The organism is Bartonella sp. bp_1, from assembly GCF_055808085.1.
In genome coordinates this window covers 1,307,999-1,321,934 of sequence record NZ_CM147851.1, presented here as the reverse complement: position 1 = coordinate 1,321,934, position 13,936 = coordinate 1,307,999, and the positions used below count along the sequence as shown (strand labels likewise).

At 47.6% G+C, this 13,936-nt stretch carries 12 protein-coding genes; all 12 read left to right on the top strand.

The genetic code is table 11. The annotated features are described in order from the left end of the window. The first annotated feature begins 152 nt into the window (after positions 1–152). The 12 genes from rsmH to ACYZ97_RS06510 all read left to right on the top strand — a co-directional run bounded on the left by rsmH (position 153) and on the right by ACYZ97_RS06510 (position 13,921). Positions 153–1,133, top strand: a complete 981-nt coding sequence (rsmH, locus tag ACYZ97_RS06565; protein ID WP_473300654.1) for a 16S rRNA (cytosine(1402)-N(4))-methyltransferase RsmH — start codon at positions 153–155, stop codon at positions 1,131–1,133. Positions 1,134–1,136: 3 nt separating this feature from the next. Beyond that, on the top strand, positions 1,137–1,550 hold the full coding sequence (gene ftsL / locus ACYZ97_RS06560; protein WP_473297588.1) for a cell division protein FtsL: 414 nt from the start codon (positions 1,137–1,139) through the stop codon (positions 1,548–1,550). A gap of 8 nt (positions 1,551–1,558) precedes the next feature. Further along, positions 1,559–3,301, top strand: coding sequence for a peptidoglycan D,D-transpeptidase FtsI family protein (locus tag ACYZ97_RS06555; RefSeq protein WP_473297586.1), 1,743 nt, complete (start codon positions 1,559–1,561; stop codon positions 3,299–3,301). Positions 3,302–3,312: 11 nt separating this feature from the next. Further along, positions 3,313–4,764 (top strand): UDP-N-acetylmuramoyl-L-alanyl-D-glutamate--2,6-diaminopimelate ligase, encoded by a 1,452-nt coding sequence (locus ACYZ97_RS06550; protein ID WP_473297584.1) that lies wholly within the window; start codon positions 3,313–3,315, stop codon positions 4,762–4,764. Then, the gene (locus ACYZ97_RS06545) at positions 4,761–6,182 is read left to right on the top strand and encodes a UDP-N-acetylmuramoylalanyl-D-glutamyl-2,6-diaminopimelate--D-alanyl-D-alanine ligase (RefSeq protein ID WP_473297582.1); all 1,422 of its coding nucleotides are present in this window, start codon (positions 4,761–4,763) and stop codon (positions 6,180–6,182) included. Before ACYZ97_RS06550 ends, ACYZ97_RS06545 begins: the two co-directional genes overlap by 4 nt. 29 nt (positions 6,183–6,211) lie before the next feature. Beyond that, a complete protein-coding gene (mraY, locus tag ACYZ97_RS06540) occupies positions 6,212–7,318 on the top strand; it encodes a phospho-N-acetylmuramoyl-pentapeptide-transferase (protein ID WP_473297580.1) in 1,107 nt (368 codons plus the stop codon). 4 nt (positions 7,319–7,322) lie between these two features. Continuing rightward, on the top strand, positions 7,323–8,717 hold the full coding sequence (gene murD, locus ACYZ97_RS06535) for a UDP-N-acetylmuramoyl-L-alanine--D-glutamate ligase (RefSeq protein ID WP_473297578.1): 1,395 nt from the start codon (positions 7,323–7,325) through the stop codon (positions 8,715–8,717). Between the two features lie 103 nt (positions 8,718–8,820). Continuing rightward, positions 8,821–9,966 (top strand): FtsW/RodA/SpoVE family cell cycle protein, encoded by a 1,146-nt coding sequence (locus tag ACYZ97_RS06530; protein WP_473297576.1) that lies wholly within the window; start codon positions 8,821–8,823, stop codon positions 9,964–9,966. A 4-nt stretch (positions 9,967–9,970) separates the two neighbouring features. After that, positions 9,971–11,092, top strand: a complete 1,122-nt coding sequence (gene murG / locus ACYZ97_RS06525; protein ID WP_473300653.1) for an undecaprenyldiphospho-muramoylpentapeptide beta-N-acetylglucosaminyltransferase — start codon at positions 9,971–9,973, stop codon at positions 11,090–11,092. Next, on the top strand, positions 11,089–12,495 hold the full coding sequence (murC, locus tag ACYZ97_RS06520) for a UDP-N-acetylmuramate--L-alanine ligase (RefSeq protein WP_473297575.1): 1,407 nt from the start codon (positions 11,089–11,091) through the stop codon (positions 12,493–12,495). The genes murG and murC overlap by 4 nt, the downstream gene beginning before the upstream one ends. After that, complete coding sequence (murB, locus tag ACYZ97_RS06515; RefSeq protein WP_473297573.1) at positions 12,495–13,469, top strand: UDP-N-acetylmuramate dehydrogenase; 975 nt, start codon at positions 12,495–12,497, stop codon at positions 13,467–13,469. Before murC ends, murB begins: the two co-directional genes overlap by 1 nt. Further along, the gene (locus ACYZ97_RS06510; RefSeq protein WP_473297571.1) at positions 13,466–13,921 is read left to right on the top strand and encodes a GNAT family N-acetyltransferase; all 456 of its coding nucleotides are present in this window, start codon (positions 13,466–13,468) and stop codon (positions 13,919–13,921) included. The genes murB and ACYZ97_RS06510 overlap by 4 nt, the downstream gene beginning before the upstream one ends. The last annotated feature ends 15 nt before the right edge of the window (positions 13,922–13,936 follow it).

Below are 13,936 nucleotides of genomic sequence, written 5' to 3'. Positions count from 1 at the left end.
AAAATGTGAAGAGGCAATCCTAACACTTCCTTAAGCATAATATGTCACTATTTGCCCAGAATAGTGACAGATTGAAATGTGGATTCATGCTCTTTTTTTGCTCGGGCGAGGTAAAAAGAGCAAGTGTGGATCCCAGGGATTATCAAAAGAATATGCTTTCAGCAGAGCGACATATTCCGGTTCTTATCCATGAGGTACTGGAGAGTCTGGGTGATGTTAAAGGTCAGTTGATTGTCGACGGTACATTTGGTGCCGGCGGATATTCGCGTGTTTTTTTGGAAAAGGGTGGCAATGTGATCGCGCTTGATCGTGATCCCAATGCGATCCGGGATGGTCAAGCTATGTTGGATTGTTTTCCCGGACGCCTTACTTTGATACAGCAGCAGTTTTCGCGTCTGGATGATGCTGTCTGTGGGATGGTAGATGCTGTTGTCCTTGATATCGGTGTGTCATCTATGCAGCTTGATGAAGCAGAGCGCGGGTTTTCTTTCCAGAAAGATGGGCCTCTTGATATGCGTATGGCGCAGGCGGGTAAAAGTGCTGCCGATGTTGTCAATCAGATGAAAGCCAATGATCTGTCGCGCATATTCCATATTCTTGGTGAAGAGCGCCATGCCGGACGTATTGCGCGCATGATCGAGCAGAAGCGGGCGCAAAAACCGTTTGAGCGCACCCTTGATCTTGCCAATGCTATTGAGGCGCTTGTCGGGCGCAAGCCGGGGGATCATATTCATCCGGCAACCCGGGTTTTTCAAGCTTTGCGCATTTACGTCAATAATGAGTTGGGTGAATTGGCGCGCGCACTTTTTGCAGCCGAACGTGTTTTGAAAAAGGACGGTAGGCTTGCGGTGGTAACATTCCATTCTCTTGAAGATCGTATGGTCAAACGATTTTTTAACGCCCGATCAGGTAAAGTCAATGCATCGCGCCATTTACCGGACCGGCATGAGCAGCAGGCGGTTTTTATTCCTTTGTTTAAAGGTGCAAAAACAGCAAGCGAGGAAGAAATCAGTTTCAATCCGCGCGCGCGCTCTGCCAAACTTCGTGTCGGAGTGCGTACACAATATCCGGTCCAGAAAGAGGATATGTCGATTTTCGGCGTTCCTGATCTGGCCATAGAAGACGGGATTTGAGTTATGACGCTTTTTCGTACTTTTGATATGGTTCTGGTGGTGCTGATGATTGCAGTCGCCGGTGTAACCTACAAGGTCAAATATGATGCGCAAAAGCGTATTGATGAAGTACGTCATATCGAGCGCCAGATCGAGGCCGAACAGAACACAATCCGTCTATTGCAAGCCGATTGGGCTTTGATGACGCAGCCAATCCGTATGCAACAATTGGTAGAGCGTTATGCTGTGCAGCTGGACTTACAAACCATAGAGCCGCGCCAGATTGTAAGTTTCAAGGATGTGCCTGAACGGTTGCCGGATCAGATCGAAAATCTCATTAAGGACAGCGATATAGACGAAGGAAGTGAATTGCTGGCTGCTGCCCGACGTAAGGGCGCGGCGGTTGATACAATAATGACAGGCAGTGTACGGCCATGATAAATTTTATGAAAAATAAAAAAACGCTTGGTGCTGGTCATGATAAAGGTTCAAAAACATCATCGACGAAAAAGCCGGTCGACCGTTTGGTAAGCAGCCGCCGTCGTTTGGGTTTGATTGCAACCTGTTTTATCGGGGTTTATGCTGTTATCGGTGCCCGCCTTGTCTATTACGGTATTGAAAGCGAAAAACAGGTCGAAACGCAGGGACCTGAAGTTCATATTTCGGCTTCACGGCCTGATATTGTCGACCGTAATGGCGAGCTGTTGGCAACCGATATCAAGACGTTCTCACTTTATGCGGAACCGAGAAAAATTGTAGAGCCCAATGAAACTATCGAGCTTTTATCCAAGGTGCTGCCTGACCTTAATTGGCGCAGTACCTATAAAAAGCTGAAAAGCAATGCGGCTTTTGCGTGGGTCCAGCGCGGTCTGACACCGACTCAGAAAGCGCAAATCATGGCGTTGGGTATTCCCGGCATCGGTTTTCGTACTGAAATCAAACGTTTTTACCCGGGCGGGCCAACTGCGTCGCATATATTGGGTCTGGTTAATATCGACAATCAGGGGATTGCCGGTATGGAAAAATATATCGATCAGGCTGGTCTGAGCGATTTGCGTGCAGCCGGTCTTGTGAATGAATCGGCATTGCAGCCTGTTAAACTGTCCATTGATGTGCGGGTGCAGGCGATTATGCGCGATGAAATGGCGAAAGCCATGGAACGCTATCAGGCGATAGCTGCTGGTGCGGTTGTCCTCAATATCAAAACTGGTGAAGTTATTGCAATGGTATCCATGCCGGATTTTGATCCCAATAATCCATATAACGCTTTGGAAAAAGACCGGCTTAACCGAATGAGTGCGGGTACTTACGAGATGGGGTCGACAATTAAGACTTTTACGACCGCTATGGCATTGGATTCAGGCAAGTTCCATCTCAATAGCGTTATTGATGCTTCCAAGCCCCTTGCGGCTGGACGTGGTCGTTTTATTAAGGATTTCCATGGTAAATATCGTCCGCTTACTGCTTGGGAAATTTTTATCTATTCTTCCAATATTGGCTCTGCCAAGGAAGCATTGGAAGTCGGGATTGACGGCCATCGTGAGTTTATCAAGCGGATGGGGCTTTTGGATCGTATGAAGACAGAGCTGCCTGAAGTTGCTCGGCCGGTTGAGCCGCATCCTTGGAAAACAGTTAATTCGATGACGATTTCATTTGGTCACGGTATGATGACGACACCTTTGCAGACAGCCGTAGGAGCCGCTGCATTGATGAATGGCGGGCATCTTTTCGAACCGACTTTTCTCAAGCGCAGTGTGGCGGATGCTATGGCCCATTCAACACGTGTTGTTTCGGACGAAACGAGTCGTGACATGCGTTATCTCTATAAGCTGAATGCCGATATTGGTTCAGGGCGGCGTGCGCGTGTTGATGGCTATCGGGTTGGTGGTAAGACGGGGACCGCTGAAAAGGTAATTAATGGCAAATATGCCAATAATGTGCGCTTTAATGCGTTTTTGGCATCTTTCCCGATTGAAAACCCGCAATATGTGGTTTTGACCATCATTGATGAGCCTAAACCGGAGGAAGGCAAATTTAGCGCAACGGCTGGCCTTAATGCTGCCCCGATGGTTGCTAATATTATTCGTCGATCAGCGACCTTTTTGGGCGTGAGACCGGACTTTAACGAGGAATATAAGCCGATTTTGACGGCTGGTCAGAATTTGCCTGAAACATCAAATAATGATTAGTGGGAAGAGGAATGAAACTCGAGCGATTAATTGAAGCTAAAGGGATAGAAGGTAGGATTCCCGATGTAGATGTTTCGGATATTACCGCCGATTCACGTCAGGTGCATAAAGGCTCGTTGTTTTTTGCAGCCAAAGGTAGTCATGCCGATGGAACGAATTATGTTGACGATGCGATCAAGAGGGGCGTGGCCGCAATCATTTGTGACCATCAGGTCGAGATATCCGATAAGTCTGTGCCGATTATAAAGGCTGATAATATCCGTCACCGTTTGGCGATTGCCGCAGCGCGTTTTTATGGTGCCCAGCCCGAGGCTGTTGCCGCTGTTACCGGTACAAGCGGCAAGACTTCTGTGGCTTCCTTTTTACGTCAGATATGGATGGGTACGGGTTTTTCTGCCGCTAGTATTGGTACAGTCGGGGTTAAGTCTGATAAATATACACAATATGGTTCCTTGACTACGCCTGACCCTGTTACGCTGCAGGCTTTGTTGAAGAGATTGTCTGATGATGGCGTTACCCATGTTGCGCTTGAGGCGTCCTCCCATGGTATCGATCAATGCCGTATGGATGGCGTGCGTCTGGCCTCAGCCGCTTTCACTAATCTTGGCCGTGATCATATGGATTATCACGCTACGGTCGATGATTATTTCAAGGCTAAAATGCGGTTGTTTGATACGCTTTTGCCGCGTGATGCGCCAGCTGTTATTTTTGCGGATGATGTATTTAGCGAGCGTGCTATTGCCCATGTTAAAAAAGCTAGTCGTCAGGTGTTGAGTGTGGGACGACGGGGCAATTTCATCAAGCTTAAACGAGTTGAACAGGAACAATTACGTCAATATGTCGAAATCGAGATTGATGGCCGGACATATGAATTCATGTTGCCGTTGGCTGGTTGTTTTCAGGTTTCGAATGCACTTGTTGCTGCTGGCCTTGCTATTACCACAGGAGTTGTCGAAGAAGCTGTCGTTAAAATGTTGGAGCGTCTCCATGGCGCACCGGGACGGCTGCAAATGATTGGCGCTACGCCTGCAGGTGCACGGGTCTATGTTGATTATGCCCATAAGCCGGAGGCGCTGGAAAATGTACTTTCATCCTTGCGTGCTTTTACCCGCGGTCGTTTGATCGTTGTGTTTGGCTGTGGCGGAGATCGTGACAAGGGCAAGCGTCCTATTATGGGTAAGATTGCCACGGATAAAGCTGATATTGTTATTGTGACGGATGATAATCCACGCAGTGAAGATGCCAAAGTTATTCGTCGTGAAATATTAGATGCGGCTCCTGACGCGATGGAAATTGCGGATCGTCGTGAGGCGATCCAGTATGCGGTTGGCATGCTGCGCGAGGGTGATACGCTGGTTGTGGCTGGCAAGGGGCATGAGAATGGCCAGATTATCGGTTCTCAAACTTTTCCTTTTTCGGATGAACAAGAAGCTCTTTATGCTCTGGATTCAATAAAATCATGACCTATTTATGGACTGCTCAAGATGTTGAAAAAGCACTGAATAGTAAAATTCGGCAACCGGTTGCTGATGGGTTTTCAGGTGTATCTATCGATAGTCGTACGGTTGAAAAAGGTGATATTTTCTTCTGTATCAAGGGTGACCAGTTCGATGGTCATGATTTTGGTCTCAAGGCTTTTGAGAATGGTGCGTCTTTATTGGTTATCGATAAGGCGCATGAAGCGGATTTTGCTAAGTCTGCGGCTGCGATTATTGTTGTCGATGATGCCTTGGTGGCGTTGGAGCAGCTTGGACGTGCCGCTCGGGCCCGGTCACAGGCAAAAATTATTGCGATAACCGGTTCTGTCGGTAAGACAACAACCAAGGAGGCATTGCGTCATTGTCTTGAAGGGCAGGGCAAGGTTCATGCCAATCCGGCATCGTTCAATAATCATTGGGGCGTGCCGTTGACGTTGGCGCGTATGCCTGCAGATAGCAATTATGGTATTTTTGAAATCGGTATGAACCATGCTGGGGAAATCCGCCATTTGGTGGGCATGGTTAAGCCCGATCTTGCCATTATTACCCGCATTGCCGCCGTCCATATGGGATATTTTAAAAGTCTTGAAGAGATCGCCGATGCTAAGGCCGAGATTTTTGAGACGATGAGTGAAAGTTCTATCGCCTTGTTGAACCATGATGATGAATTTTTCAGTTATCTTTCTCAAAAAGCGAAAAAATGCAGGGTTAAGACCATCGCTTCTTTTGGTGAGGCCAAGGGCGCTGATTATTGCCTGCTTGACTATCGTTTGATGCCGGAATGTTCGTGTATAAAAATGTCTCTCAAAGGAGAAGAAGCACTGATCAAGATTGGTGCTCCCGGACGTCATATGGTGCAAAATGCATTGGCTGTTATTGGTGCGGGTGTTTTGCTCGGTGCTGATCCGGCTATGATGGCGTTGGATTTGGCCAACTTCAGTGCGGAAAAAGGCCGTGGTGCACGTTATCGGCTTGGTTTGCCCAATGGCGGTAGTTTTACCTTGATTGATGAAAGCTATAATGCCAACCCGACTTCCATGGTGGCCGTTTTGGATTTGTTGAACAATACCGAAGTTCATAAACGTGGCCGGCGTATTGCTGTTCTGGGCGACATGCTGGAATTGGGCTCTTTCTCGAAAGATTTACATCGTTCTTTAAAGGAGCCCGTTGTAAAGGCGGCTATTGATCAGCTTTATCTGATTGGCCACGAGATGCAGGCTTTGCAGCGGGATGTTGACGATGAGCTTTCCACAGTTTGGAAAGCCGATGCGAAAGCGCTGATTGAGCCTATTTGCCATGATATTCGTGATGGTGATGTGATCATGATCAAATCATCCAATTCTATCCGCTCTTCGGCTATTGTCGCCGCCTTACTTGAGCGCTATAAGCCGTTGGCTGCATAAGATACTAAACGGACCGGAGAACCGCGCAGATGTTGATGTTATTGTCCCTTTTAAACGACTATCTGCCGGGCGTTGCGTTTTTTCGTTATATCGCGTCTCTGCCGGGAGTCGGGGTTTTTCGTTATATTACGTTTAGAACGGCTGCCGCGATGATTACATCTGCTTTGATCGTCTTTTTATTCGGCCCTAGTATTATTGCTTCTTTAAAAGTACGACAGGGTAAAGGGCAGCCGATCCGTGCCGATGGGCCGCAAACCCATTTTAAAAAAGCCGGTACGCCGACGATGGGCGGCCTTATGATTTTGTGTGGGACAACTGTTTCGGCACTCCTTTGGGGTAATCTTATCAATGTCTATTTCTGGGTTGTTTTGATTGTCATGCTGGCTTTCGGGGCAATCGGTTTTTATGATGATTATCTCAAGGTAACTAAACAGAGTGACAAGGGATTTTCAGGCAAGGCACGTTTGGGGCTTGAATTTATTATCGCGGCCATTGCGGGGCTGGTTATTATGCTTGCCGGATCTTCTGATCTGGGGCTGCCTTTTTTCAAGGAATATGTTCTTAATCTCGGTGTCTTCTTTATTCCTTTTGCTGCGGTTGTTATGGTTGGATCCGGTAATGCGGTCAACTTCACTGATGGGCTTGATGGTCTTGCCATCGTGCCGGTTATGGTGGCTGCCGCTTCTTTTGCGGTAATCGCTTATCTTTCCGGTAATATTGTTTTTGCTGATTATCTGCAAATCCCCTATGTCAAGGGTACAGGCGAACTTGCCGTCATTCTAGGTGCAGTCATTGGTGCCGGATTGGGATTTTTATGGTTTAATGCACCACCTGCCGCCATTTTTATGGGAGATACCGGCTCATTGGCGTTGGGCGGTATGTTGGGTGCGGTGGCTGTGGCCACCAAACACGAGATTGTTCTGGCTATTATAGGCGGTCTTTTTGTGATGGAAGCGCTTTCGGTTATTATTCAGGTTGGCTGGTTCAAGATGACCGGTAAGCGTGTTTTCCTCATGGCGCCTATCCATCATCATTTTGAAAAGAAGGGATGGACAGAAAGTCAGGTTGTTATCCGTTTCTGGATTATATCCATTATTCTGGCCTTGATTGGTCTTTCCACCCTGAAACTGCGTTGATGTTATGATTGTTGTTGATTGCTTTAAAGGACAAAACATTGCCTTGTTCGGGCTTGGTGGCTCGGGGTTGGCAACAGCCAAGGCACTGGTTGAAGGTGGAGCGCAGTTATCGGCATGGGATGATAATGAACAGGCGCGTGAAAATGCGCGTGAACATGATGTGCCTGTTATCGATCTTAATCAGGTGGATTGGTCGGTGTTCAGTGCTCTGGTTTTGGCACCGGGTGTTCCATTAACCCATCCCAAGCCGCATTGGACCGTTGAAGAAGCTAAGCGCTATAATGTTGAAATCATCGGTGATGTCGAACTTTTTATCCGCCAGCGCAATCATTATCTTGAAGCTAATGGGCAGGATGGTCATGATTGTCCCTTTGTGGCGATTACAGGTACCAATGGGAAGTCGACGACAACAGCGCTGATTGACCATGTTTTGCGTGAGGCGGGTTGTGATGCCCAGATGGGCGGTAATATCGGTACGCCTATTTTGGCGCTTGCGCCTTTCGCAAAAGACAGAATTTATATCATTGAATGTTCATCTTTCCAGATTGATCTGACGCCTTCTATGAATCCCAGTGTCGGGATATTGCTCAATCTGACACCTGACCATATTGATCGTCATGGTAGTTTTGCGCATTATTGTGCAATCAAGGAAAGATTGGTAAAACAGGCTGAAACAGCGTTGGTTGCGGTCGATGATGTGCATTGTCAGGCCATTTTTGAAAAATTGCAAAAAGCAGGTCATAAAGTTTATCCGGTTTCCAAGGAAAAGGTTCTGGTGCAAGACGGTTATTTTGCTGAAGGAACACAGCTTTATTCGGTCAAAAATGGGGTGCGTCAGCAGCGTTTGTCATTGGAAGGCATTGCATCGTTGCGGGGGGGGCATAATGCACAAAATGCCCTGATGGCTTTGGCGACCATTGATAGATTCGATATTGGGATTAACGATCTGTATGGCGCTTTTGCAAGCTATCCCGGTCTACCGCATCGTATGCAACAGGTGCGTAAAATAGGGCACACGCTTTTTATCAATGACAGCAAGGCAACTAATGCGGAAGCCAGTGCGCCAGCCTTGGCGACGTTTGATCATATATACTGGATTATCGGGGGGCTTGCCAAGGAAGGTGGGATTGAAGCCTTGAAGTCCTTTTTCCCAAAAATACGCAAAGCCTATCTCATCGGCGATGCTGCTGAAAGTTTTGCCCGTACAATTGATGGCGCATTTGAAATTTCAATGGCGGGTACACTTGAGGTTGCTGTGCGTCAGGCTGCATATGACGCTGCTCATGCCGGTGATGATGAATGTGCTGTCTTATTGTCGCCAGCCTGCGCTAGCTATGACCAGTTTAAGAATTACGGTGCCAGAGGGGCTGCCTTTGTCAGCCTTGTCAATGCATTATAAAAACTTCTTATAATCGCGTTAACCATCCGGTATCTGTTTCGTTTTATAATCGGGTTTTGACTGCGCTTTGTCGCAAGGTTTCTTGATTATGAGAGGATAGAACATGATCTCACGTGCGGATCGTGGCCCGATTGCCGATTGGTGGTGGACAATAGACCGTGCCATATTGGCGGCCTGTCTTATGTTGATGGGGCTTGGTATTCTTCTTTCATTTGCAACCAGTCCTGCAATTACCGCACGTATCAATATCGCTGACAGTTTTCATTTTGCGCGCCAGCAGATCGTGTTTGCCATTCCTGCTCTTGTTGTGATGATTATGGTGTCGTTTTTTTCACCACAAAATATCAGACGTTTTTGTACATTGCTTTTTATCTGTGCTTTTTTGTTGATGATTGGTGCCTTGCTGTTTGGTATGGAGATCAAGGGGGCTCGTCGCTGGATTGATTTGGGGTTCACCAGCTTGCAGCCCTCAGAATTTGTCAAACCGGCCTTTATTGTTTTGACGGCATGGTTTTTTGCTCAGCAGTCAAAGGCTGGGAACCTCAAGAATATTATTTTGTCCGCCATACTTTTCTTGGCTTGTGCAGCGGTGCTCGTGTTGCAGCGTGATATCGGACAGACCATGTTGATCAGTGCGACATGGGGCGGTGTTTTCTTTCTTGCCGGTATGCCGGTTATTGTTGTGGTATTGTTTATCGCGCTGGCTGTTGTCGGTGGATTTGGTGCTTACATGACATTCCACCATGTACATGAGCGTGTGAATGATTTTCTTGGTGGAGAAAAAGCGTTTCAGACAGCTGTAGGTGAAAAGGCTATTCTCAACGGTAGTTGGCTTGGGCAGGGGCCGGGTGAGGGGACCGTCAAACGGTTTATCCCTGATAGCCATACCGATTTTGTCTTTTCTGTCGCAGCAGAAGAATACGGCATTATCCTATGTATTATTATCGTGCTTCTTTTTGCCTTTATTGTAGTGCATTCGATGCGTGTTGCCGCCAAAGAGCGTGATCTTTTTAAACGTTATGCAATTACGGGTATTGCGATGATTTTCGGGCTTCAGTCTATTATCAATATGGCGGTTAATCTGCATTTGATGCCTCCCAAGGGCATGACGCTTCCTTTCATTTCTTATGGGGGATCTTCTTTTGTTGCGATTGCAATTAGTATGGGTGTTCTTCTCAGTTTGACACGGCGTCGTCCAGAGGCCCGATTGTCGGCATCAATGCCCACCATGATGGCACAGCAGGGGTAGCATGATGACGGATCGCGGTACAATTATTGTCTGTGCTGGTGGAACCGGCGGCCATCTTTTTCCAGCGCAAGCTTGCGCCGATGAGTTGTCAAAACGCGGCTACAATGTCCATCTGGCGACAGATCAACGGGCCAAGCGCTTTGCTAAGGGCTTTGCCAACGGGCATGTCCATGTCATTCCTTCAGCAACCATCACTGGCAAGAACCCTTTTTCATTAGCAAAAACATTATGGCAGCTATTGTCGGGTGTTAGAAAGTCCCGTGCCCTTTATCGCCAGCTGAAACCAAAATTGGTGATCGGTTTTGGCGGTTATCCAACATTGCCGCCACTTTATGCTGCAAGTTCTGCCGGTATTAAAACACTGATTCATGAGCAGAATGGTGTTATGGGGCGGGCTAATAAGGCGCTTGCCGCACGGGTTGATGCCATTGCCGGCGGTTTTTTAAGTCCGGAAGGGGCATATGCCGACAAAATTATTGTAACGGGTAATCCAGTACGGGAAAGTGTTGTTGATGCGGCCAAAAAAGATTATCGGCCTGCTGAAGATGAGGGACGGTTCAATCTGTTGGTTTTTGGTGGAAGTCAAGGGGCAAGTTTCTTTGATGAAATCATGCCGCAGGCTTTGAAGCACCTTGATCATAAAAGTCTCAAGCGTCTTGATCTGGTTCAGCAGTCACGTCATGATGAGGCTGCTTTGAATGAAATGTATCAGCAACTGGAAATTCATGTCGAGATCGCTCCGTTTTTTGATAATATGGCTGAGCGTATAGCGAAAGCACATTTCATTATAGCGCGTTCCGGTGCTTCTACTGTTTCTGAAATTGCCGCTATCGGACGTCCGGCCTTGCTTGTGCCGTATCCCTATGCACTGGACCATGATCAGGCTGCTAATGCTGCTGCTTTGGCGCAATGTGGTGGTGTAAAAGTTGTTGAACAGGCTGAACTTACCCCCCAGCGTATGTGTGATGTGATAAAAGCGGCAATGAGAATGCCAGACTTTTTGATGACACAAGCCGAGGCTGCTAAAAAGGTCGGGCGACTGGATGCTGCTGTACTTTTAGCGGATCTGGCAGAAGGATTGATAGCGGATAAACCGCTTGCAGAGATAAAGGATCAACTGACATGAAAATGCCGCTAAACATCGGTCTCGTCCATTTTATCGGTATTGGTGGTATCGGTATGAGCGGTATTGCCGAAGTGTTGCACAATCTAGGCTATAAGGTGCAAGGTTCTGATCAGGCTGATAATGCCAATGTCGAGCGGTTGCGCGCTAAAGGGATCGAAACTTTTATCGGTCATAAGGCTGAAAATCTCGGTAAAGCGGAAGTGGTCGTTGTTTCTACAGCTATCAAGAAGAATAATCCTGAATATGCTGCAGCCAAAGAGCGTCACTTGCCAATTGTGCGCCGAGCCGAAATGCTTGCAGAGTTGATGCGGTTCCGTCAGGCTGTCGCCATTGGTGGAACGCATGGTAAGACAACGACGACATCCATGGTTGCGACCTTGTTGGAGGCTGGTAGTTTTGATCCTACCGTTATAAATGGTGGTATCATCAATGCTTACGGCACCAATGCCCGTATGGGAGGAGGTGACTGGATGGTGGTTGAGGCTGATGAAAGTGATGGTACTTTTCTCAAGCTTCCTGCCGATATTGCTGTCGTAACTAATATTGATCCTGAACATTTGGATCATTACGGCAGTTTCGATGCTGTGCGTGAGGCCTTTCGCCAATTTGTCGAAAATGTTCCGTTTTATGGTTTTGGCGTGATGTGTCTTGATCATCCTGAAGTGCAGAATATGGTGGGACGCATTGATGATCGCCGTATTGTCACTTATGGCGCCAATCCGCAGGCAGACGTACGCTTTTCAAATCATCATACGGAAGGTGCCCATTCCCATTTTGATGTTACAATCCGCAGTCGCAAGACAGGGGCGATCGTCGAGATGAAGAACCTTGTTTTACCAATGCCCGGTCGCCATAATGTTTCCAATGCAACCGCAGCAATTGCTGTTGCCCATGAATTGGGAATTTCAGATGAGGCGATTATAAAGGGACTCGCTTCGTTTGGTGGCGTCAAGCGCCGCTTTACCTATACGGGCAGTTGGAACGGTGTCGATATTTTTGATGATTATGGCCATCATCCGGTTGAAATAAAGGCTGTTCTTAAAGCCGCGCGCGATAGTGTCAAGGGACGTGTTATTGCGATTGCACAACCCCATCGCTATACCCGTCTACATGATTTGATGGATGATTTTGCCGCTTGTTTCAATGATGCTGACACGGTCATGATCGCACCAGTTTATACAGCCGGTGAGGATCCGATAGAAGGTACCAATTCAAAGACTTTGGTCGAACGCCTTAAGACTGGCGGACATCGTGATGCGCGTCTGATCGAAGGGCCGCAGGATATAGCGCCAATTGTCCACGATATTGCCAAGCCGGGTGATTATGTTGTTTTTCTGGGGGCGGGCAATATTACCCAATGGGCCTATGCTTTGCCGCAAGAGTTGGCTAAACTGGATAGCTGATGGCACAATATCCGCTCATTGATGGTGAGGCTTTATTGGCGCAATTGCAACCTTTATTAGTGCAATTGCGTGGGCGGATTGCTGCCAATGTCGATATGGGCAAGGTAACATGGTTTCGTACAGGTGGTCTGGCCGAAATTTTCTTTCAACCTGCCGATGAAGATGATCTCGTTTATTTTTTACAGCAGATACCTGCGGAGGTGCCTGTCACCGTTGTTGGTATTGGTTCCAATCTGTTGATCCGTGATGGCGGTATCAAGGGTGTTGTTATACGATTGTCGGCCAAAGGTTTTGGTCATGTCGAGCAGATGGATGATCGGCATTTGTGTGCGGGTGCCGCAACGCCAGACAAAAAGCTGGCCATGGCTGCATTGGAAGCATCGATTGCCGGATTTCATTTCTATCATGGTATTCCCGGCAATCTGGGTGGTGCTTTGAAAATGAATGGCGGTGCTAATGGTGTTGAAACCTGCGAGCGCGTTGTCGAGGTTCATGCTCTTGACCGGCACGGCAAGCGTCATGTGCTTGATGTCAATGATATGCATTATGCTTATCGTCATTCGCAGACACCGGATGGATTTATTTTTGTTTCGGCCCTGATGCAAGGTGAGGTGGGGCGCCGTGAGGATATCCAGAAAGCGATGGATGAGGTTGCCCATCATCGGGAAATGGTGCAACCTATTCGGGAAAAAACCGGTGGTTCAACCTTCCGCAATCCTGAAGGAATATCTGCGTGGAAGGTAATTGATGCAGCGGGATGCCGTGGTTTTATGGTCGGTGATGCGCAGATGAGCGAGATGCATTGTAATTTTATGATCAACCGCGGTGCAGCGACGGCTTATGATCTTGAACTTTTAGGTGAGACAGTGCGCCAGAGGGTTTATGAACATTCCGGTCATGACCTGCATTGGGAAATCCAGCGTATCGGTCTGTTTGAGGCAGACCGTATTGTTAAGCCCTTTGTTGTTTCATGAATGTAATTATACGCCTTATGACCGTTGCTGACATTGCTGCTGTTATACGCATTCGTACATCCGTTAAAGAAAACCATATGAGCATTGAGGAAATGGCCGCACTCGGTATTACGCCGCAGTCGATTGCCGATATGATCGTGGCCGAGCCTAGCGCATGGGTGGCCGATATGGGTGGACGTATTGTTGGCTTTTCGATGGCGGATCGGCAGGATGCCTGCCTTTTTGCGGTTTTCATGGATTGCGCTTTTGAGGGGCTGGGAATCGGACGTCAGCTATTAAAAAAGGCCGAAGACTATCTTTTTGGCTATCATTCAATGATCTGGCTTGAAACAGAGCCCAGTTCAAGGGCGCAATTCTTTTATTTAAGTCAAGGTTGGTGCGAGGCGGGCCACAATCAAAAAGGCGATCTGCGTTTGGTGAAAAACCGTGTTGTTGTCTCGGATGCTATTTGAGCGCTGTGCTTGTTA